The organism is Acidovorax sp. WCS2018Noco2-16, assembly GCF_031843945.1.
Taxonomy (GTDB): domain Bacteria; phylum Pseudomonadota; class Gammaproteobacteria; order Burkholderiales; family Burkholderiaceae_C; genus Paracidovorax.
In genome coordinates this window covers 1-17143 of sequence record NZ_JAVTJJ010000008.1, presented here as the reverse complement: position 1 = coordinate 17143, position 17143 = coordinate 1, and the positions used below count along the sequence as shown (strand labels likewise).

The window sequence follows — 17143 nt, the reverse complement described above, 5'->3', positions numbered from 1 at the left end:
CCATATGCCTGAGTTGCCCGAAGTGGAGGTGACCCGGCGCAGTTTTGCCGAGCGCATTGCAGGCGCGGAAATACGTTCTGTGACGATGGGCAAGCCTCTGCGCTGGCCCCTGGGCCGCGACCCGGCCACCTTGGCTGGCCGGCGCGTGCAAGCCGTGCGCAGGCGGGGTAAGTACCTGTTGGTGGACCTGGATGACGGCAGCTTGCTGCTCGTGCATCTGGGCATGTCCGGCAGCCTGCGCTTTGCCGATGACCTGCCGCTGGCCGGCGTTCATGATCACTTCGAGATGGTGACGGACCGCGGCGTGCTGCGGCTGCATGACCCGCGCCGCTTCGGTGCAGTCGTGTGGGCTGCGAGCGAACAAGACCCTGCTGCGCGCAAGCTTCTGCAGAACCTAGGGCCTGAGCCGCTGGATGACTTCTTTTCTTTCGACGTTTTCTTTGCAGGACTGCAGGCCAGCCGCGCGCCGGTCAAGCTGCTGCTGCTCAGCGGCAAGATCGTGGTTGGCGTAGGCAATATCTACGCGTCCGAAGTGCTGTTCCTGGCAGGCATTCGCCCCACAGCCCGTGCCAACACCATTGGCCCGGTGCGGGCACGGCGACTGCACAACGCGATTCGCGAAGTGCTGGCGCGTGCAGTGGAGCGGGGCGGTAGCACCTTGCGCGACTTTTCCAGTGCCGATGGCCATGCCGGGCATTTCCAGCTGGAGGCCAATGTCTACGGGCGCGATCAGCAACCCTGCCGGGTCTGCGGCAGCCCCATCCGCCTGTTGCGGCAAGGGCAGCGCAGTACCTTCTTTTGCATGCGTTGCCAGCGTGCCTGAGCCCCGAGCAACCGCACGGTTGCCTACTGGGCGGCGCTCGCTGCAGGCGCGGCGATGCTATATTTTGTGTAATCCATCGCCCGCACGGGCTGGTTGACGCACGCTATCCCGGGAGCACAGTGGGACCCTCATTCAACGAACAGTTCGACCAGCATGGTGCATGGAGGCGCGCGTTCGCGCTGCAACTCAAGCACCTGGCCGAGTGGATGGGCTCGCACGAACTCATGGACGCCGCAGTGCAAGAACGCCTGCGGCGCCTTGAAGAGCAGGTGCGCACCGATAAGGTCATGGTCGCTTTCGTGGCCGAGTTCTCGCGTGGCAAGTCGGAGCTGATCAACGCCATCTTCTTTGCGGAGTACGGCCGACGCATCATGCCGGCAAGCGCTGGGCGCACCACCATGTGCCCCACCGAGCTGGGCTACGACCCGGCCACGCCGCCCAGTTTGCGCTTGCTGCCCATCGAAACCCGCATGCAGCCGCAGGGCCTGGCCGACTGGCGCCTGCGCCCCGAGCAGTGGGAGCAGGTGGACTTGGACGTGAACGACGCCGAACAGCTGGCGCGTGCTTTCGAGAAGGTGTCTGAAGTGCGGCGCGTGTCGCTGGACGAGGCGCGCTCCTTGGGCTTCTGGCGTGACGACGACCCCGCCGATAACCCGGCCCCCGATGCGCAGGGGCGGGTCGAGGTGCCCCGGTGGCGCCATGCGCTCATCAACATTCCGCATCCACTGCTCAGGCAGGGGCTGGTGATTCTGGACACGCCAGGGCTCAATGCCGTGGGTGCCGAGCCGGAACTGACGATCAACCTGATCCCGCAGGCGCATGCCGTGGTGTTCATTCTGGGCGCCGACACCGGAGTGACGCGGTCCGACTTGTCAATCTGGCGCGAGCATCTGGCCGCGCCGGGCCAGTCGACGGAAGCGCGGCTGGTGGTGCTCAACAAGATCGACACGCTCTGGGACACGCTGAACACGCCCGACCAAGTGCTGGCGCAACTGGACCGGCAATGCCGCAACTCGGCCGAAATGCTGGGCGTGCCGCTCGCTCAGGTGCTGCCGGTGTCAGCCCAGAAGGGGCTGGTCGCCAAGATCCACTGCGACGACGTACTGCTGGAGTCCAGCGGCCTGCCGCAACTGGAAGAGGCGCTGGCACAGGGGATCATGGGCCGGCGGCAAGCCATCTTGCGGGCAGCCGTGGCGTCGGGCGTCGCGCATCTGCAGGCCGAAACGGCGCGCACCATCAACATCCGCCAGCGTGACCTGGACGACCAGATGCTGGAGCTGCGCAGCCTGCGCGGCAAGAACGCGTCGGTGATCGACTCCATGCGCAGCCGCATCGAGCAGGAACAGCGCGAGTTCGAGGCCAGCGCGGCACGCATCCAGGCGGTACGTACCGTGCATTTGCGCTTGCTGCGCGATGTGTTCCAGCAACTGGGCTCGCGCTCGCTGAAAGCCGAACTGGCAGCACTGGCCGAAGCCCTGCAGGCGCGCGGACTCAAGCTGGGCGTGCGCAAGGTGTACACCGATACCTTCAGCCGCATTCGTGCGCTGATGGACAACGCGCAGAAAGCCGGCACGGAGATCCACGCCATGCTGGGCGGCACCTTCCGCCAGCTGAATGCAGAGTTCGGTTTTTCTCTGCAGGCGCCAACGCCCGTGCAACTGGCCAACTTCCTGCAAGAGATCACGCAGATCGAAGAGCGACACCTGCAGTACCTGGGTATGGGCAACGCCTTGCGCCTGGCGCAGCCGGAGTTCGCGCAGCGCCTGATCCGCGCGCTGGGTATGCGGCTGCGCACGGTGTTCGAATCGGCAGCTAACGACCTGGAGCTGTGGAGCAAGTCGGCCACGGCCCAGCTCGACGCGCAACTGCGTGAGCGCAAGCGCAGCTTTGCCCGGCGCATCGAAGCGGTGGATCGCATCCAGCACGCAGCCAGTGGACTGGTCGAGCGCATCGCTGAGATCGAGCAGGCCGAGCAGGCGCTGGCCGAGCTGGAAGCCCGCCTGGGCGACCTGACGCAGCAACTGGTCGCGCTGCCGATGGCCGAGTCGGGCGACACCCTGCCGCAGCCCCTGTCCGCATGACGGTGCCAGACGACGATATCGCCGCACAGGTGGTGCGGTGGCAGGCGGGGCATGGGCGCAACCATTTGCCCTGGCAGAACACGCAAGACCCCTATCGCGTCTGGCTCTCCGAGGTGATGCTGCAGCAGACGCAGGTCGCCACGGTGCTCGACTACTACGCGCGGTTTCTTGCGCGCTTTCCTGATGTGCGCGCGCTGGCGGAAGCCCCGCAGGACGACGTGTTGGCGCTGTGGAGCGGGCTGGGCTACTACAGCCGCGCGCGCAACCTGCATGCCTGTGCAAAGCAAGTGATGGAGCGGCACGGCGGGCAATTTCCACGCACGGTCGAAGAACTTGCCTCGTTGCCCGGCATCGGCAGGTCCACGGCCGGCGCGATCGCATCGTTTTGCTTTGGCGTGCGCGCGCCCATCCTGGATGCCAACGTGCGCCGCGTGCTCACGCGCGTGCTGGGCTTCCATGCGGATCTTGCCGTGGCGAAGAACGAGCGTCTGCTGTGGGCCGAGGCCGAGGCGCTGCTGCCCACGCAGGACTTGGGCCACACCATGCCGCGCTACACCCAGGGGCTGATGGATCTGGGCGCCAGCCTGTGTTCGCCCCGCAAGCCGGCGTGCATCGTGTGTCCCTTGCACGCGCGCTGCGTGGCTCGGCGTGAAGGCAATCCGGAAGACTACCCCGTGCGCACCCGCAAGCTCACCCGCAGCGCACAGGCCTGGTGGCTGCTGCTGCAGCGCGATGCCGCGGGTCGTCTGTGGCTGGGGCGGCGGCCGCAGACCGGCATCTGGGCGGGGCTTTACTGCCCGCCGGTCTTCGATGGCCGTGAGGCGCTCGTGGCGGCGGCCGCTGAATCAGCTGCGCCATCCGTTGCGCTGCAGGACTTGCCCGCATCGCTGCATGTGTTGACCCATCGCGACCTGCATCTGCATCCGGTGCTGGTGGCTTGCGGCGATGAACACGCCAGGGTGGTCCGCGAATCCGATGAGGGTGGCTGGTTCACCGCGTCGCAGTGGACCGCCGTGGGCTTGCCGGCGCCGATACGCAAATTGCTGGACGCGCTACCGCCCGTCTAGGCGCTTTACACAGCATTGCTGCTATTGAATAGATAGCTGCTAGCGCTCGCTGCATAAGCACTTCGATATAAAAAGTGCTTCAAACCCAGTAAAGAAAAGCGCTAGCCGCTACTTTTTTAGGAGTCATGGTGCCGTGCTGGCGTCAGCGCGCGTCCAGTTCCCGGTGGCGGCGCAAGGTGTTCCAGGTCGGGCTGAACTGGTGTGCCAGTTCCTCCACCAGGTACACCGAGCGATGCTGTCCGCCCGTGCAGCCGATGGCCACGGTTACATAGCTGCGGTGGTTCTGCGCCAGCGCCGTCAGCCAGTGGCTCAGAAACTGTCCGATGTGCGAGCGCATCAGCTCCACCTCGGGCTGCTGCACCAGGTAGTCGATGACCAACTGGTCCTTGCCCGTCAGGTCGCGCAGGCCGGGCTCGTAGTGCGGGTTGGGTAGCATGCGCACGTCGAAGACATAGTCCGCATCGACCGGCACGCCACGCTTGAAGGCGAACGACTGGAACACCAACGTCAGCCGGCCGGGCGCAGACGTCATCAGGCTCTTCACATAGCTTTGCAGCTGCGAAGAGCGGATGGCGCTGGTGTCGATCACATGGGACTGCTCGCGCAAATCAGCCAGCAATTCGCGCTCCAGTTCGATGGTCTGCAGCAGGGCGCGCTGGCCCTCGCGCAACTCATCTTTCGACAGTGGATGGCGTCGGCGCGTTTCTGAAAAACGGCGCACCAGCGTGTCGGTGGTGGCGTCCAGAAAGAGCGACTGCACCTGCACGCCCTGCGCGCGCAGGCGCTCGAGTTGTTGCGGCACGAGCGGCAGGGCTGTGGCGCTGCGCACGTCCATGGCAATGGCCAGTCGGTTGCCGTGGTGCTGGTGCTCCAGCGCGACGAAGGAAGCCAGCAGCTCTGGCGGCAGGTTGTCCACGCAGTAGTAGCCCGCGTCTTCCAGAGCATGCAGCGCGACCGACTTGCCTGAGCCGGACATGCCGGTGATGAGAACGATGTCGAGTGCCATGGGTCAGCCGCGCTCCGTCGTTGGACGTGCGCCGTCCAGCATTTCGCGGGCGTGTGCCAGCGTGGTGGCCGACACGCGTTCACCCCCCAGCATGCGCGCCACCTCTTTCGCTCGCTCGTCGCCCGTGGCCGGCTGTACCGAACTCGTCGTGCCGCTGGACCGCTTGTGCTTGGCGACGACCAGGTGATGATCTGCACATGCAGCGACCTGCGGCAGGTGGGTGACGGCCAGCACCTGCCGGTCGTGGCCCAGTTGCTGCATCAGGCGACCGACGGTTTCAGCCACGGCACCGCCCACGCCAGAATCGACCTCGTCGAAGATCAGCGTCGGCGCTTCACCCAATTCGCTCGTCGTGACCGAAATGGCCAGCGAAATGCGCGACAGCTCACCGCCCGACGCCACCTTGCCGATGGGCTTGGGCGTCATGCCTGGGTGGCTGCTGACCAGAAAACTGATCGCATCCATGCCGTGGGGGCCGGGCTCGGGCGCCGCGTCCACCGCCACCTCGAACCGGCCACCGGTCATGCCCAGGCCCTGCATGGCCTGGGTGATGGACTGGGCCAGGCGCGGGGCGGCCTTGGCACGGCGCTGCGACAGCGCGCGTGCGGCCTTGCCATAGGCGGCAGCCGCAGTCTTTTCAGTGGCCTCCAGCGTGGCGAGGTCAGTTGCCGAGTCGAGTTGCTTCAACTCGGTGGTCCAGCCCTGCAGCAGTGCAGGCAAGTCCGCAGGGGTGCGCTTGTAGCGGCGCGACAGCGATACCCATTGCGACATGCGCGCGTCCAACTCTTGCAGTCGATCCGGATCCAATTCGGTGTGGCGCAGGTAACTCTGCAACGAATGTGCGACGTCGCTGGCCTGCGCCAGGCATGAAGTCAGCACTTCGTGCATCGACCGGAAGGCGTCGTCCACCTGCTCGTAGTCTTGCAGCAGATGCTGCGCCTGCGTGAGGCGTGCGAGTGCACCGCTGTCGTCGTCTTCCAGCGCGGTAAGCGCGCCCTGGGCGCTGTCCAGCAGCGCCTGGGCGTTCGACAGTCGGCTGTGCTGCGCGTTGAGCTCGTCCCATTCGTCTGCCGCTGGAGCGAGCTTGCCGACCTCGCCGATCTGCCACTGCAGGCGCTCGCGCTCCTGCTGCAGCGTGTCCTGAGCAGCGCGGGCCTGGGCCAGCGCTTTTTGCGCGTCACGCCACGTGGTCCACAGTGCACCCAGCGACGCTGGCGGCAGGCCTGCATAGGCATCGAGCAGGCCGCGCACCGCGTCTTGCCGGGTGAGGCTTTGCCAGGCGTGCTGGCCATGAATGTCCAGCAAGTAACCCCCCACCGCGCGCATCTGGGTGGCCGTCACCGGCACGCCATTGATCCATGCACGGCTCTTGCCCTGCAGATCGATCGTGCGGCGCAGCAGCAAGGTGTCTTCCAGCGGAATGCCGGCTTCTTCCAGCCATGGCGACAGTGCTGTCTGGGCATCGAATTCAGCGGCCATGTCCGTGCGCTGTGCTCCTTCTCGGATGACGCCGGTGTCGGCACGTCCGCCCAGTAGCATCTGCAGCGCGTCGATCAGGATGGATTTTCCGGCGCCGGTCTCGCCCGTCAGCACGGTGAAGCCGGTTTGCAAGTCCAGCTCAAGTGCTTCGACGATGACGAAATCGCGCAATTCGATTCGCTTGAGCGCCATGGTCAGGAGCCCCCTTCGTTCCAGCGCAACTTTTTGCGCAGTGTGGCGAAGTAGTTCCATCCCCGCGGATGCAGGAAGCGCACGCTGTGTTCCGATCGGCGCACAAGAATCCGGTCGCCATGCAGCACTGACGCGAGCGACTGCATATCGAAGTTGGCGCTGATGTCGCGGCCGCCCACCACCTCAACGGCGACTTCTGTCGCATCGGACAGCACGATGGGCCGATTGGAAAGCGTGTGCGGCGCGATGGGCACCAGCACCCAGCCGGGGATGGACGGGTGCAGCATCGGGCCACCCGCCGACAGCGAATAAGCGGTGGAGCCTGTGGGCGAGGCAATGATCAGGCCATCGGCGCGCTGGTTGGAGACGAAGTGGCCATCCACCTCGACGCGTAGCTCCACCATGCCCGACGTCGCCCCGCGGTTCACCACCACATCATTGAGCGCCAGCGCCTCAAACACGCATTCAGCGCCGCGCATCACCCGCGCACGCATCAGGGGGCGAAGGTCTTCTTCATACTCGCCCGCGAGCATGGGCGTGAGCGTGGCCTCGAAATCTCCGAGGGGAATGTCGGTAATGAAACCCAGACGGCCTTGGTTGATGCCGATCAGTGGCGTGCCGTAGCTGGCCAGTCGCCGACCCACGCCCAGCATCGTTCCATCACCACCCACAACCAGTCCAAGGTCGCACTGAGCGCCGATGGCTTCCACATCCAGCACGGTATGCCCGGTCAGGCCGGTGTTGATGGCGGTGTCTGCTTCCAGTACGACTTCGCAATCCATACCGGCAAGGAAGCGCGAAATACTCTCGATGGCCTGGCGAGAGCTGTCGGACGCCGTGGCCGCGTTGGCAGCCTGATATTTGCCGATAAGCGCGACGCGCCGGAAAGTGGACTTCATTCAGAAATTACATCATTAAAGTGATGTCAGTTTCGGAAGACGTTTGAGCATTCGGGTTTTGCACGCGCTGTCCCGCTCCGATTCAAGCGCGGCCACGACGATCCATTCCTTCACGTCTTGGCCGAGCTCTTCTGCCAGCGCCCCTGCGATCGCTGGGCTGATATGCCCCCGCAGTCTCGCGTTGTGTAGCGCGTTCCTGGACAGGTTTAGCCTTTCGTGCCAGTACGGCGCGGGCTGCTGCTTCAAAGCAATTTCCAGCAGATTCATGGTCGTTTGCATGTGAGCTCCGTTGTAAAAATGCACTCATGATGGTTGCATTTGCATCAAGTCGTTGCACTCGACTTGATTGCAGTATATGTTCCGGCTTGCACTCAATGTGATTGCGTCATCCGGAGCCGCCATGCACCCTCTTCACACCCCATCCGCCCATCCCCATCATGGGGATGCGACCAATTGCCCGACCCCTGCCACCAACACAGCGGCGAGCTTGGCGGCTCCACCCGCTGGGCAGGGGGAGGGCATTCATCCGGAGAAGACCGGCTGCGACAAGATGCGCGACAGCCGCTTTGTCCTGGCGAAGGGTGCAGGCCCTGGGATCTACAACCGGTGGATTAGCCACGTTGGTGGCTTTCGAGTCTTCTGGCCTCACGTCCATGCGGACTACTTGGCATGAGACTCGTCGCCAAACACGCCCAGGTCGGCTACCAGACCCCAGGCGACCGCCCAGGCTGCCGCAACTGCGCGCACTTCGAGGTGACGCGCCACGACAGCCCTGTCATCGCCCCACGCACCGCCTGCACGCTGCACGACCTCGAAGTCACGAGCGGCGGCATCTGTCACAGCCACAAGCTACAGCGCAAGCCAGGCGAGGCCCAGCTCGCATTCCTCGCCCGTCAGCGCGATTTGCTCAAAGTCCACAGCCTGGAGCTTCGCCGCGCATGAGCTCCGCTCTGATCCACATGTCGAAGTCCTACCTGATCCAGTGCCCGCCCGGCATGCTCGCCCAAGGTCACACCATCAAGCGCTTCACGTCCCTGCAAGCCTTCGAGGGCTACATCGCCGAGCTCCGCAGGCTTGGCCGCACCGTGCACTGGAACTCGCCCTTCACGGCCACCGTGGAGGCCGCGCAATGAAGGCGCTGCACGACTCCCCCCCATCTGCACGGGGTGGAGTGTCATGGCGCGTCCGCGCTGCCCCGGCTGTCGGCGCGCAAGCGCCTTCCGCCCGTGCTGTAACACGGGTGGAAAGTTCTTCCCTCACGCCCCACACACAGCGCGCCGCGAAGATCGATTGGTTGAACGCCACGTTCGACCATCCCGCTATGTCGGTTCACGGCCTGGTGCAGTTCATCAGCGCCATCCTCGACGGCATGGTCACTACGCAGCTCGACGGCGGCCTGTTCGGCTTCACCGAACGTCACCGCATGACAGCTCACCTGCGCGACGGCTCCAAAGTCGAGATTGGCGCAATCGCCCTCGGCGGCGACAGCCAGAAGGGCCGCTGGCTGCTGCAGCTCAACGGCAAAGGCTGCGGCCTCATCAACGACTGGCACAGCCTGCAGGAGCTCCTGCAGGGCCTGAACGCCGAACTCTCACGCGTCGACCTGGCAGTCGATTTTCTCGAGGGCGAATACACGGTAGACGACGCCGTGACGCTCTACGACCAGGGCGCATTTATCAATCGTGGGCGGAACCCTCAGCTGGATATACAGGGCGCCTGGCACGAAAGCGGCACGAAGGGGCGAACTATGTACGTCGGAAAGCTCAAGAACGGCAAGACGCTTTGCGTCTATGAAAAGGGCCGGCAACAGAACATGCCGGACAGCGACTGGACACGCTTCGAGGTGCGCCTCGGCAATCGTGATCGTGTCATCCCCTTGGACATTCTTACCGAGCCCGACCGGTTCTTCACCGGTGCTTATCCGGCCCTCGCTCACATGCTCGAAGCCGCTGCAGAGGTCATCCCCACGGTGCAGGAAGAGACCAAGGGCAGCTTGGCTCATGGCCTCTACCACCTCGAACGCTGTTACGGCAAATACATGCACCAGGTGCTCGAAATCACAGGCTGCAGTTCCTCCGAATTGATTGAGGAAGTGCGCGTTATCGGAATGCCCAAGCGGGTAGACCCAGCCGGCGGGAGTGCCGGCCTCGGATGGCCGGAGTTGCAGGCCCAAATCGAAAGGATCAGACCGTCATGAACGCACCAGTCGCTACCCCCACCTCCCCAACACAGGGAGCCCGCATCGTACCGATGCAAGTCTTCGTCAAAGGCCGCATCGACGCCAGCCGCCGCCATGACAAGACCCACTACACCCGGATCGTGACGCCTGCGCCCGACCCATACAGCCGCCCGCAGACCGTCGAGGTGCGCAGCAAGCAGCGGCTGGGCCAGTCCGGCGACGAAATCACCGTGCAGGCCCTGCTGGGCGGCTACACGCGCAAGCCCTTCCGCAGCACCGACAAAGACACCGGCGAGACCACCATGGTGACGCCGGTGGACCTCACGCTGGACGCTATCGAATGAGCCCCGATCAGCTCGCATATCTCGCTCGCGGTTTCGTTGAGCTTGGCTTTTGGAGCGGTGTCGCCGGCGCCATCGCATGGAAGCTCTTGTGCGACTGTTGGTCCGCTTTCACCGACCGCTATCTTGCCTGGGAAGATCGCTGCACTCGCATCGCTCACGCCCGGGCTCGCTACGTGCACGGGCCGCTGCTGCTGCCTGGCTTGCCTCGCTCCATTCCCAGAGCGTGGATTGCGCGCGTGCTGCGTCAGAGGTGCGCCATGGCTGACGCGAATCAGCCACGCGTGCAGGGCGACCAGTGGCGAGCCTGCGAGCGACTGGGCGACCAGCACGCGTCCGCCCTCGCATAGACAAGGTGGCACCGATGTACTGCATGCGCTCAGACACCGCGACTGTCACCGAGGTCTCCTGCGACACGCCGGACGCCTTGGTGGTGCTCACGCGTGTCGAGCTGGTGCAGTACAGCCCGTTTTATCTAGACCCCGAATCGGCAGGGCAAATAGGGGGGGCCCTGCTGCTCGTGATGGCCGTTGCATGGTGCATGCGGCAATTGCGCAAATCCCTCGAAGTAACCAAAGAAAGTGAGTAATCCATGTCTCAAGAAGAAACCAACGTTCGTCAGTCCCTGGAAAACGCTGTGAAGCGCCGTTTCCCTGCTCTGGCCCGTGTCGCCTCGCTCCCCACTGTCGTGGTCGGTGTGGCCACGCTGGCCGCTACCAGCAGCGCTAATGCTGCCATCACCCTGCCTGACGTCGCTGATGTCGTCACCGCAATCACTGCTGTCGTGGCCATCGTTAGCAGCATCGGTATCGCTGTGCTGTCCGTCGTGGTCACCGTCCGCCTGTTCGGCTGGATCAAGTCCGCCCTGCGCTAAGCGCTCATCCCTGGGGCGCCTTCTCATGAGAGGGGGTGCCCCTTTTTTTCGCCTGGGGGTCGTATGGGTTTCTGGATTCTTCTCGCCATCGTGCTCGGCGGCGCCATCGTGTTCTGGCCGTGAGGTGCCGCATGGCTAATCTTCTCCGCTTAGTTTTGCTGCTGTTTTTGTCGCTCTGCGGCAATGCGCATGCGGCCGGCGCCCAGGTGCCTCAAACAACTGTCTGGTACATCGATGTAGGTGGTCAAAACAAGGGGCCGTATGACACTGTGTCCGCGGCTTGTGGGGCTTACGCATCCAGTCGCAACGCTGATACTCGCGACGGCTATAACGTCAGCCTAGTGGCCGCCAATCCTGACGGGTGGTGCCAAATCCGCTTGCGCCAGCGCAACAGGCCCGACGATGCCGGTAGTCTTAGCTGGATCAACGCAGCGCCTCGGCAGGGGTGTCCTGAGGGCTACACGCTCGCCGCAAATGGCATGTGTGACCCGCCGCCTACCCAGTGCGAAGGTGGTCGCGAGCGTGATGCAAGCGGGCAGTGCACGTGTAAAAAGGGCACGAAGGAACCCGTCGGTGGTGTCGGTGCCTGCGTGCCTGACGGCTCGACTGATGACAAAAAGTGCGCGGATGCTGCGCTGTTGCACAACTCCATCGGCACCGATCGTGTAGGTCGCATCAACGGCAAACATCCCTTGGGTAAAGAGGTCCAGGTCTGTCGTGACTCCGGCGTGACGGGCACGTCCGGTCAGCCCTTGGGTTGCGCTCACTCCTTCACCGGTGAGAGCTCGTTTCAAAAGCCAGACGGTTGGGTCACTGAGGGTGAGTCGTGGGCAAACACAGACAGCTCGTCAGGCAACGGTGTGGGCCTTGCGTGCGCCCTCGGTTTGGAAAAAGACCCCAACAAGCCGGAAGACGCTGACAAAGTCCCCGAGGAAAAGAAACCACCGAGCACCTGCCGCAATGGATACGCCGGCTCTGTCAACGGCGTCAGCGTGTGCGTAGATCGGGCCAGTGGTGAGCAAAACGGCGTCGATTTCAACCGTGTCACGTCCGGCAACGGTGATCAGACCGATGTGCGCACCAGTGTCACATGCGTGCGCGACAACTGCACCGTCACGCAGGACAAAACGCCCGCGGGCGGCGGCACGACAACCACTACGGTCACTAACAACGTAGACCGCGCCCAGTTCTGCCGGTCGAACCCAAAGAACCCGGTGTGTGGCGCCCCTACTGGCTCGTCAACGAAACCTAGCGGCAATGGCGACGGCACCGGCACTGGTGGCGATGGCGACGGGGATGGTGACGGCGAAGACGATGGCGACAAAAGCAGCTTCGGCGGCTCCTGCTCCGCAGGCTTCACCTGCAAGGCCGACGCGAAGGGGGACGCCATCCAATGCGCCATCGCAAAGGAGCAGCACAAGCGCAACTGCGATCTGCTGCAGACGGAGCAGCCAGATGCCGACTATGCCGCCGCCGCTGATGGCTCCGACGAAAAGAGCGCCGATTCACTGAAGGGTAAGGCTGAGCAAGTCTCCGTGAGCCAGCTTGACGCATCAGGCTTTGGCTGGTCCCGTGCATGCCCTGCAGACATCACCTTCGATGTCGTCGGCAAGACCTTCGCAATCCCATTCAGCAAGGTCTGTCCCATCCTCAACGTGATGGCGCTTGCCGCCGTTGCGCTCACCCTGCTCAGCTGCCTCTTGTGGGTGGTCGGCAAAAAGGAGTAACCCATGCCCTGGATCATTTCCGTGCTGCTTGGCGGCCTGATGCGCGTCGCTGGCTCCCTCGTCGGTCGCGTGCTGCTGGCCCTCGGCTTTGGCTTCGTTGAGTACACCGGCATCAGTCTGCTGATCGACCAGGCCAAGACATCTGCGCTCTCAATGTTCGGCACTGTCGGCACTTCCATGCTCGCCGAATGGGCCGGGTTCCTGCGGCTCGATCAGCACGTCAGCATCGTCATCAGCGCCATCGGCGTGAAGGTGCTGCTCAACAGTCTCGGCGGCTCCAAGATGCGCCGCCTGGTTCAAAAGTAAGCCATGCCCATCAACTTCGTCACCGGCCTCCCCAGGCAGGGGAAAACGCTCTTCACCTTCATTCAGGTCCAAGAGCGTGCCAAAAAAGAAAACCGTCCGGTCTTCTACTGCAACATCCCCGAAGTCACCCTTGATGGCTGGACTGAGATTGACCACCCCGATAAGTGGATGGAGTGCCCCAATGATTCCATCATCGTCGTGGACGAGTTGCAGGACTTCTGGGGCGCTGCGTCCAGCGGTGCCAAAGTCCCTGAGCCGATCCTCGAGCTCTCCAAGCACGGCAAACGAGGCGTCGATTTCTACTTCATCACCCAGGACCCTACGCTGGTCCACAACACGCCGCGTAAGCTCACTGAGACACACTGGTACGTTGTGCGCGCCTTCGGCACCGAGAATGCGCTTGCCTACAAATTCAAAGGCATGCAGACCGACCCCGGCAAGGTCGTGCAGAAGGCTGAGAAGTACCCCTGGCGCTATCCCAAAGAGGCCTTCGGCAAAAAAGACAAGGCGGGCAACTGGATCACTAAGCCCTGGTACAAGAGCGCCGACGTCCACAATATCAAGCGGCAGATACCGCTCAAGCTGGTGGCCATCCCATTCATCATCGCCTTGGCTATTGGGGCGGTCTGGTTCGCCATCTCTTCGGTCATGAGTTTTGGCGACCGCATGAAGCAGACCGGCTCAGCTGTCGCGCCCGGTTCGGCGCCCAGCTCGTCGGCCCGCCCGCCTGGCACCGCCAGTGGTCTTGGTGCCGCGCCCTCTGGTGTGCCTGCTGCGATGGACACCCTCCAGTACATCAAATCGCGCCAGCCGCGGTTGCCCGACTTCCCCAACACGGCGCCTGCCTATGACCAGGTCACGCAACCCACTGAGGCGCCGTACCCTGCCGCATGCGTCCAGATGGGCAAGCGCTGCGAGTGCTACAGCCAGCAGGCCACCATGCTGCGGACCACCTACGACGTCTGCATCCAGATCGTGCAGCGCGGCTACTTCATGGACTGGAAGCGGCCTGAGGCTGCACAGCCTTCTCCGCGGCGCGAAGAGCCCGTGCAGCGCTCCCCTGTGCCCGCTCAACCGCCAGTGGTGATCAACATGCCTGCGCAGGTCCAGCAGTCTGCGCAGCCTGGTTATCTGGAGGCGCTGGCTCATCGCAACTCCCAAGTGCGATCTGCGCTGCAGTAGCCACGGTCCTAGCGAAGCACCTCAGAGGAGATCGAAGATCTCTGGCAGAGGTGTGCAGCGAACCTCCCCAACACGGTGAAGACGATTCCGGAGGGGTATGGGGCAACGCCCCATGTGGACCCTCGCCGCGCGACGTACCGCATGCCACGTGGCACCTGGTCACCAGCGCGCCCCTGCACCCATGCCGACAGGCTGATCCCACACACCACCGCAACGTTGCATCAACCACACCACCCAGGCCTGCCGCGAGGCATGGCCCACGGGCAGGCAGGGCCTCCATCCGTCGCTGATAAACACGGTATTCCGCGATAGCGTTCTGCCGTTTAACCTTGGTGCTGCAGCATGTCGTTACACTGATCCGACGGAGGAACGAGCGCATGCAAAGGCGTGGATTTGAGAACGACGAAGGCACATTCCTGCTTGACCTGGTCAAGATCGCGATGGGCGTTTTTATCGGCGGTTTGGCTGCTATGTTTGCCTATGAGGCCATTACTGCGTGGAGAGTCGAGCAAGCCGCAAAGAGGGCGGTTGCAGAACTCCAGCGAGAAACGGACAGGATTAGGTCGCAGGAGCGGCAGAGAGCGCAGCAGGCTGAACAGGCCAAGCGCGAAGAGGCCGAACGAACAGCACAGCAACGCGTAGCCGATGAGCAAGCATCTCGCGCATTGAGGGAGCGGAGAGAGCGCAAAGAAGCCGCATGGCAGAGGTTCTATCAGCAGTCTGATTCCTGCCGTCACGACTCCGCCACAGCTCCTTGCGCAAACGAATACATGGCTGCGCGCAAGCGCTTTGAAGCCAGTTACATAGACCGGTGACTGTCTACGGATACGCCCGCGTCAGCACCACGGACCAGACCACAGCTGCACAGTTGGCCGCCTTCAAGCGAGCGGGCATCAAGCGGATCGTTGAGGAGCGACGTTCGGCTATCAAAGACCGCCCCGAGTTGGGCAGGCTGTTGCAGCAGCTCCGTCCTGGTGACGTATTGGTGGTCTACAAGCTTGACCGCCTGGCGCGATCGGTTTCGCACTTCTGCAGGGTGTTTGAGGATCTCAAGTCCAGAGGCATAGGGTTCAGATCCCTGACCGAGTCCATCGAGACAGACAGCCCTCACGGGCGCATGTTTGTCCACATGCTGACCGCCTTTGCTGAGTTTGAGCGAGAGATCATTCGAGAGCGCTGCCTTGCTGGCCAGCGTGCCGCGCGTGCGGCTGGGAGGACGTGGGGAGTGAAGAGGGCGCTATCCGACGAGGACACCGCTCAGGCCGTTGCAGCTTGGCGCAGTGGTTGGTACACGCAGGCCGTGCTGGCCGATATGCTGGGCATCACCGTAGCGTGCATGCGCGACCACATCCACCGCTTCGAGCGGCGCGGGAGATGGGCGTTACAGCCGTAAAATGAGTCAATGCTCGATGACCGCGCCAAGTTGTTGCTGAAAGCGCTTGTGGAGCGCTACATCGCTGATGGTCAGCCGGTGGGTTCCCGCACCTTGTCGCATGCTTCGGGTTTGGATTTGTCGCCCGCGACGATACGCAACGTCATGGCTGACCTGGAGGAACTGGGGCTGATCGCCAGTCCCCACACTTCGGCAGGGCGTATTCCCACCGCCAAAGGCTATCGACTGTTCGTGGACACGATGCTGACGGTGCAGCGGGGGCAATTGCTGGCGCCCGAACTGATGCCTGAACAGCCGCAGAAGGTCATCGCCAATGCTGCTCATCTGCTGTCCAATCTTTCCCAGTTTGTGGGAGTGGTCATGGCGCCACGGCGTGCATCGGTCTTCAGGCATATCGAGTTTTTGCGGCTTTCAGAGCGCCGCTTCCTGGTCATCATCGTGTCGCCGGAAGGGGACGTTCAGAACCGTGTGATCTTTACCGGCGCCGACTACTCTCAGTCGCAGTTGGTCGAGGCCGCCAACTTTCTGAACGCGCACTATTCGGGCCTAACCATGGAGCAGGTGCGGGAGCGACTCAAGAGCGAGGTCGATGAACTGCGCGGCGAAATTGCGGGTCTTATGCATGCGGCTGTGAATGCGGGCACTGAAGCGATGTCTGAGTCGCAAGATGAGGTTGTTTTTTCTGGCGAGCGCAACCTTTTGGCCGTAAGCGATTTCTCCAGTGATATGGGCCATCTGCGCCGTGCTTTCGATCTGTTCGAGCAGAAGACTCAGATCCTTCAGCTGCTCGATATCTCAAGCAAGGCAGAAGGCGTCCGTATCTTCATTGGGGGAGAGAGCCACGTGGTTCCGTTCCAAGATCTGTCGGTCGTCAGTGCGCCTTACGAGGTGGACGGCCAGATCGTCGGCACTTTGGGGGTAATCGGTCCCACCCGCATGCCTTACGACAAGATGATCCAGATCGTCGACATCACGTCGCGTCTAGTCAGCAATGCCCTGAGCCACCGCAAGTAACCACATACAATCATTGCGTGTCTTGCCGACTCCGGCGCTGGCGCATTGGGGCGTTAGCTCAGTTGGTTAGAGCAGGGGACTCATAATCCCTTGGTCGTCGGTTCAAGTCCGCCACGCCCTACCAAACAGCAACGGGCTGCGATGTTTTCATCGCAGCCCGTTTTCTTTTGCTCGTTGTGCCGAAACCTGCAATAGATGCGAAAACTGGGTTGTGACTGCGGTACAATTCATCATCGTCTTTAAAAGACTGCCTGCAAAGACAGAACAAAAAGACGATTTTTTGAAGTGGCAAGAAATTTCATGCTATAATTCAAAGCTTAGCGGCTGTAGCTCAGCTGGATAGAGTACTTGGCTACGAACCAAGGGGTCGTGGGTTCGATTCCTGCCAGCCGCACCAAACGGTAAGTCCTAGAACAGTAGTGTTCTAGGACTTTTTCCGTTGTGGAATTGGTTTTACCTTTGTCCAAACGCCTACAGGGTACCTGTTGCGCCGGTTGGAACGTTTTTGTCGCTGCGACCAAAGCTCAACAATAACCAAAGAAGTAGTCCTGCGGGCTGACACGTCTTCGCATTGAGAAGG

At 62.7% G+C, this 17143-nt stretch carries 19 protein-coding genes and 2 tRNA genes; 17 read left to right on the top strand and 4 right to left on the bottom strand.

What is annotated here, in order from left to right; genetic code table 11:
• The first annotated feature begins 4 nt into the window (after positions 1-4).
• The 3 genes from mutM to mutY all read left to right on the top strand — a co-directional run bounded on the left by mutM (position 5) and on the right by mutY (position 3971).
• Positions 5-823, top strand: a complete 819-nt coding sequence (gene mutM / locus RQI28_RS15055) for a bifunctional DNA-formamidopyrimidine glycosylase/DNA-(apurinic or apyrimidinic site) lyase (RefSeq protein ID WP_311223480.1) — start codon at positions 5-7, stop codon at positions 821-823.
• 119 nt (positions 824-942) lie between these two features.
• The gene (locus RQI28_RS15050) at positions 943-2904 is read left to right on the top strand and encodes a dynamin family protein (RefSeq protein ID WP_311223479.1); all 1962 of its coding nucleotides are present in this window, start codon (positions 943-945) and stop codon (positions 2902-2904) included.
• Complete coding sequence (gene mutY, locus RQI28_RS15045) at positions 2901-3971, top strand: A/G-specific adenine glycosylase (protein WP_311223478.1); 1071 nt, start codon at positions 2901-2903, stop codon at positions 3969-3971. The genes RQI28_RS15050 and mutY overlap by 4 nt, the downstream gene beginning before the upstream one ends.
• A gap of 142 nt (positions 3972-4113) precedes the next feature.
• On the opposite strand, the gene rapZ is transcribed toward mutY, so the two are convergent.
• Genes rapZ through RQI28_RS15025 form a run of 4 tightly spaced genes read right to left on the bottom strand, consistent with a single transcriptional unit; the run spans position 4114 to position 7826 of the window.
• Entirely contained in the window at positions 4114-4977 is an 864-nt protein-coding gene (gene rapZ / locus RQI28_RS15040) for an RNase adapter RapZ (protein WP_311223477.1), read from the bottom strand.
• A gap of 3 nt (positions 4978-4980) precedes the next feature.
• Positions 4981-6648, bottom strand: coding sequence for a DNA repair protein RecN (recN, locus tag RQI28_RS15035; protein ID WP_311223476.1), 1668 nt, complete (start codon positions 6646-6648; stop codon positions 4981-4983).
• 2 nt (positions 6649-6650) lie between these two features.
• Positions 6651-7547 (bottom strand): NAD kinase, encoded by an 897-nt coding sequence (locus RQI28_RS15030; RefSeq protein WP_311223475.1) that lies wholly within the window; start codon positions 7545-7547, stop codon positions 6651-6653.
• A 15-nt stretch (positions 7548-7562) separates the two neighbouring features.
• Positions 7563-7826 (bottom strand): hypothetical protein, encoded by a 264-nt coding sequence (locus RQI28_RS15025; RefSeq protein ID WP_311223474.1) that lies wholly within the window; start codon positions 7824-7826, stop codon positions 7563-7565.
• A gap of 390 nt (positions 7827-8216) precedes the next feature.
• Here RQI28_RS15025 and RQI28_RS15020 point away from each other — a divergent pair, with 390 nt between their 5' ends.
• The 14 genes from RQI28_RS15020 to RQI28_RS14955 all read left to right on the top strand — a co-directional run bounded on the left by RQI28_RS15020 (position 8217) and on the right by RQI28_RS14955 (position 16960).
• Positions 8217-8489, top strand: coding sequence for a hypothetical protein (locus RQI28_RS15020; RefSeq protein WP_311223473.1), 273 nt, complete (start codon positions 8217-8219; stop codon positions 8487-8489).
• Complete coding sequence (locus RQI28_RS15015; protein WP_311223472.1) at positions 8486-8680, top strand: hypothetical protein; 195 nt, start codon at positions 8486-8488, stop codon at positions 8678-8680. Before RQI28_RS15020 ends, RQI28_RS15015 begins: the two co-directional genes overlap by 4 nt.
• A 161-nt stretch (positions 8681-8841) precedes the next feature.
• Entirely contained in the window at positions 8842-9744 is a 903-nt protein-coding gene (locus RQI28_RS15010) for a replication initiation factor domain-containing protein (RefSeq protein WP_311223471.1), read from the top strand.
• Positions 9741-10070 (top strand): single-stranded DNA-binding protein, encoded by a 330-nt coding sequence (locus RQI28_RS15005; RefSeq protein ID WP_311223470.1) that lies wholly within the window; start codon positions 9741-9743, stop codon positions 10068-10070. The genes RQI28_RS15010 and RQI28_RS15005 overlap by 4 nt, the downstream gene beginning before the upstream one ends.
• 370 nt (positions 10071-10440) lie before the next feature.
• A complete protein-coding gene (locus RQI28_RS15000) occupies positions 10441-10656 on the top strand; it encodes a hypothetical protein (protein WP_311223469.1) in 216 nt (71 codons plus the stop codon).
• Between the two features lie 3 nt (positions 10657-10659).
• Positions 10660-10941, top strand: a complete 282-nt coding sequence (locus RQI28_RS14995) for a major capsid protein (protein ID WP_311223468.1) — start codon at positions 10660-10662, stop codon at positions 10939-10941.
• 131 nt (positions 10942-11072) lie between these two features.
• Positions 11073-12668: a hypothetical protein gene (locus RQI28_RS14990; RefSeq protein WP_311223467.1), complete on the top strand. Its 1596-nt coding sequence runs from the start codon at positions 11073-11075 to the stop codon at positions 12666-12668.
• A gap of 3 nt (positions 12669-12671) precedes the next feature.
• On the top strand, positions 12672-12974 hold the full coding sequence (locus tag RQI28_RS14985; protein WP_311223466.1) for a DUF2523 domain-containing protein: 303 nt from the start codon (positions 12672-12674) through the stop codon (positions 12972-12974).
• Between the two features lie 3 nt (positions 12975-12977).
• On the top strand, positions 12978-14156 hold the full coding sequence (locus tag RQI28_RS14980) for a zonular occludens toxin domain-containing protein (protein ID WP_311223465.1): 1179 nt from the start codon (positions 12978-12980) through the stop codon (positions 14154-14156).
• Positions 14157-14533: 377 nt separating this feature from the next.
• Complete coding sequence (locus RQI28_RS14975; protein ID WP_311223464.1) at positions 14534-14971, top strand: hypothetical protein; 438 nt, start codon at positions 14534-14536, stop codon at positions 14969-14971.
• Positions 14968-15549, top strand: a complete 582-nt coding sequence (locus RQI28_RS14970; protein ID WP_311223463.1) for a recombinase family protein — start codon at positions 14968-14970, stop codon at positions 15547-15549. The genes RQI28_RS14975 and RQI28_RS14970 overlap by 4 nt, the downstream gene beginning before the upstream one ends.
• A 9-nt stretch (positions 15550-15558) precedes the next feature.
• Positions 15559-16563: a heat-inducible transcriptional repressor HrcA gene (hrcA, locus tag RQI28_RS14965; RefSeq protein ID WP_311223462.1), complete on the top strand. Its 1005-nt coding sequence runs from the start codon at positions 15559-15561 to the stop codon at positions 16561-16563.
• A 47-nt stretch (positions 16564-16610) separates the two neighbouring features.
• Positions 16611-16687: transfer RNA gene (locus RQI28_RS14960), tRNA-Ile, on the top strand.
• A 196-nt stretch (positions 16688-16883) separates the two neighbouring features.
• Positions 16884-16960 (top strand) — tRNA-Arg (locus tag RQI28_RS14955).
• Positions 16961-17143 lie beyond the last annotated feature (183 nt).

Excerpts from the sequence above, each read along its gene's own strand:
- mutM (WP_311223480.1), top strand. The coding sequence starts at position 5 with ATGCCTGAGTTGCCCGAAGTGGAGGTGACCCGGCGCAGTTTTGCCGAG.
- mutY (WP_311223478.1), top strand. The coding sequence starts at position 2,901 with ATGACGGTGCCAGACGACGATATCGCCGCACAGGTGGTGCGGTGGCAG.
- rapZ (WP_311223477.1), bottom strand. The coding sequence starts at position 4,977 with ATGGCACTCGACATCGTTCTCATCACCGGCATGTCCGGCTCAGGCAAG.
- recN (WP_311223476.1), bottom strand. The coding sequence starts at position 6,648 with ATGGCGCTCAAGCGAATCGAATTGCGCGATTTCGTCATCGTCGAAGCA.
- RQI28_RS15030 (WP_311223475.1), bottom strand. The coding sequence starts at position 7,547 with ATGAAGTCCACTTTCCGGCGCGTCGCGCTTATCGGCAAATATCAGGCT.
- RQI28_RS15025 (WP_311223474.1), bottom strand. The coding sequence starts at position 7,826 with ATGCAAACGACCATGAATCTGCTGGAAATTGCTTTGAAGCAGCAGCCC.
- RQI28_RS15020 (WP_311223473.1), top strand. The coding sequence starts at position 8,217 with ATGAGACTCGTCGCCAAACACGCCCAGGTCGGCTACCAGACCCCAGGC.
- RQI28_RS15015 (WP_311223472.1), top strand. The coding sequence starts at position 8,486 with ATGAGCTCCGCTCTGATCCACATGTCGAAGTCCTACCTGATCCAGTGC.
- RQI28_RS15005 (WP_311223470.1), top strand. The coding sequence starts at position 9,741 with ATGAACGCACCAGTCGCTACCCCCACCTCCCCAACACAGGGAGCCCGC.
- RQI28_RS15000 (WP_311223469.1), top strand. The coding sequence starts at position 10,441 with ATGCGCTCAGACACCGCGACTGTCACCGAGGTCTCCTGCGACACGCCG.
- RQI28_RS14995 (WP_311223468.1), top strand. The coding sequence starts at position 10,660 with ATGTCTCAAGAAGAAACCAACGTTCGTCAGTCCCTGGAAAACGCTGTG.
- RQI28_RS14990 (WP_311223467.1), top strand. The coding sequence starts at position 11,073 with ATGGCTAATCTTCTCCGCTTAGTTTTGCTGCTGTTTTTGTCGCTCTGC.
- RQI28_RS14985 (WP_311223466.1), top strand. The coding sequence starts at position 12,672 with ATGCCCTGGATCATTTCCGTGCTGCTTGGCGGCCTGATGCGCGTCGCT.
- RQI28_RS14980 (WP_311223465.1), top strand. The coding sequence starts at position 12,978 with ATGCCCATCAACTTCGTCACCGGCCTCCCCAGGCAGGGGAAAACGCTC.
- RQI28_RS14975 (WP_311223464.1), top strand. The coding sequence starts at position 14,534 with ATGCAAAGGCGTGGATTTGAGAACGACGAAGGCACATTCCTGCTTGAC.
- hrcA (WP_311223462.1), top strand. The coding sequence starts at position 15,559 with ATGCTCGATGACCGCGCCAAGTTGTTGCTGAAAGCGCTTGTGGAGCGC.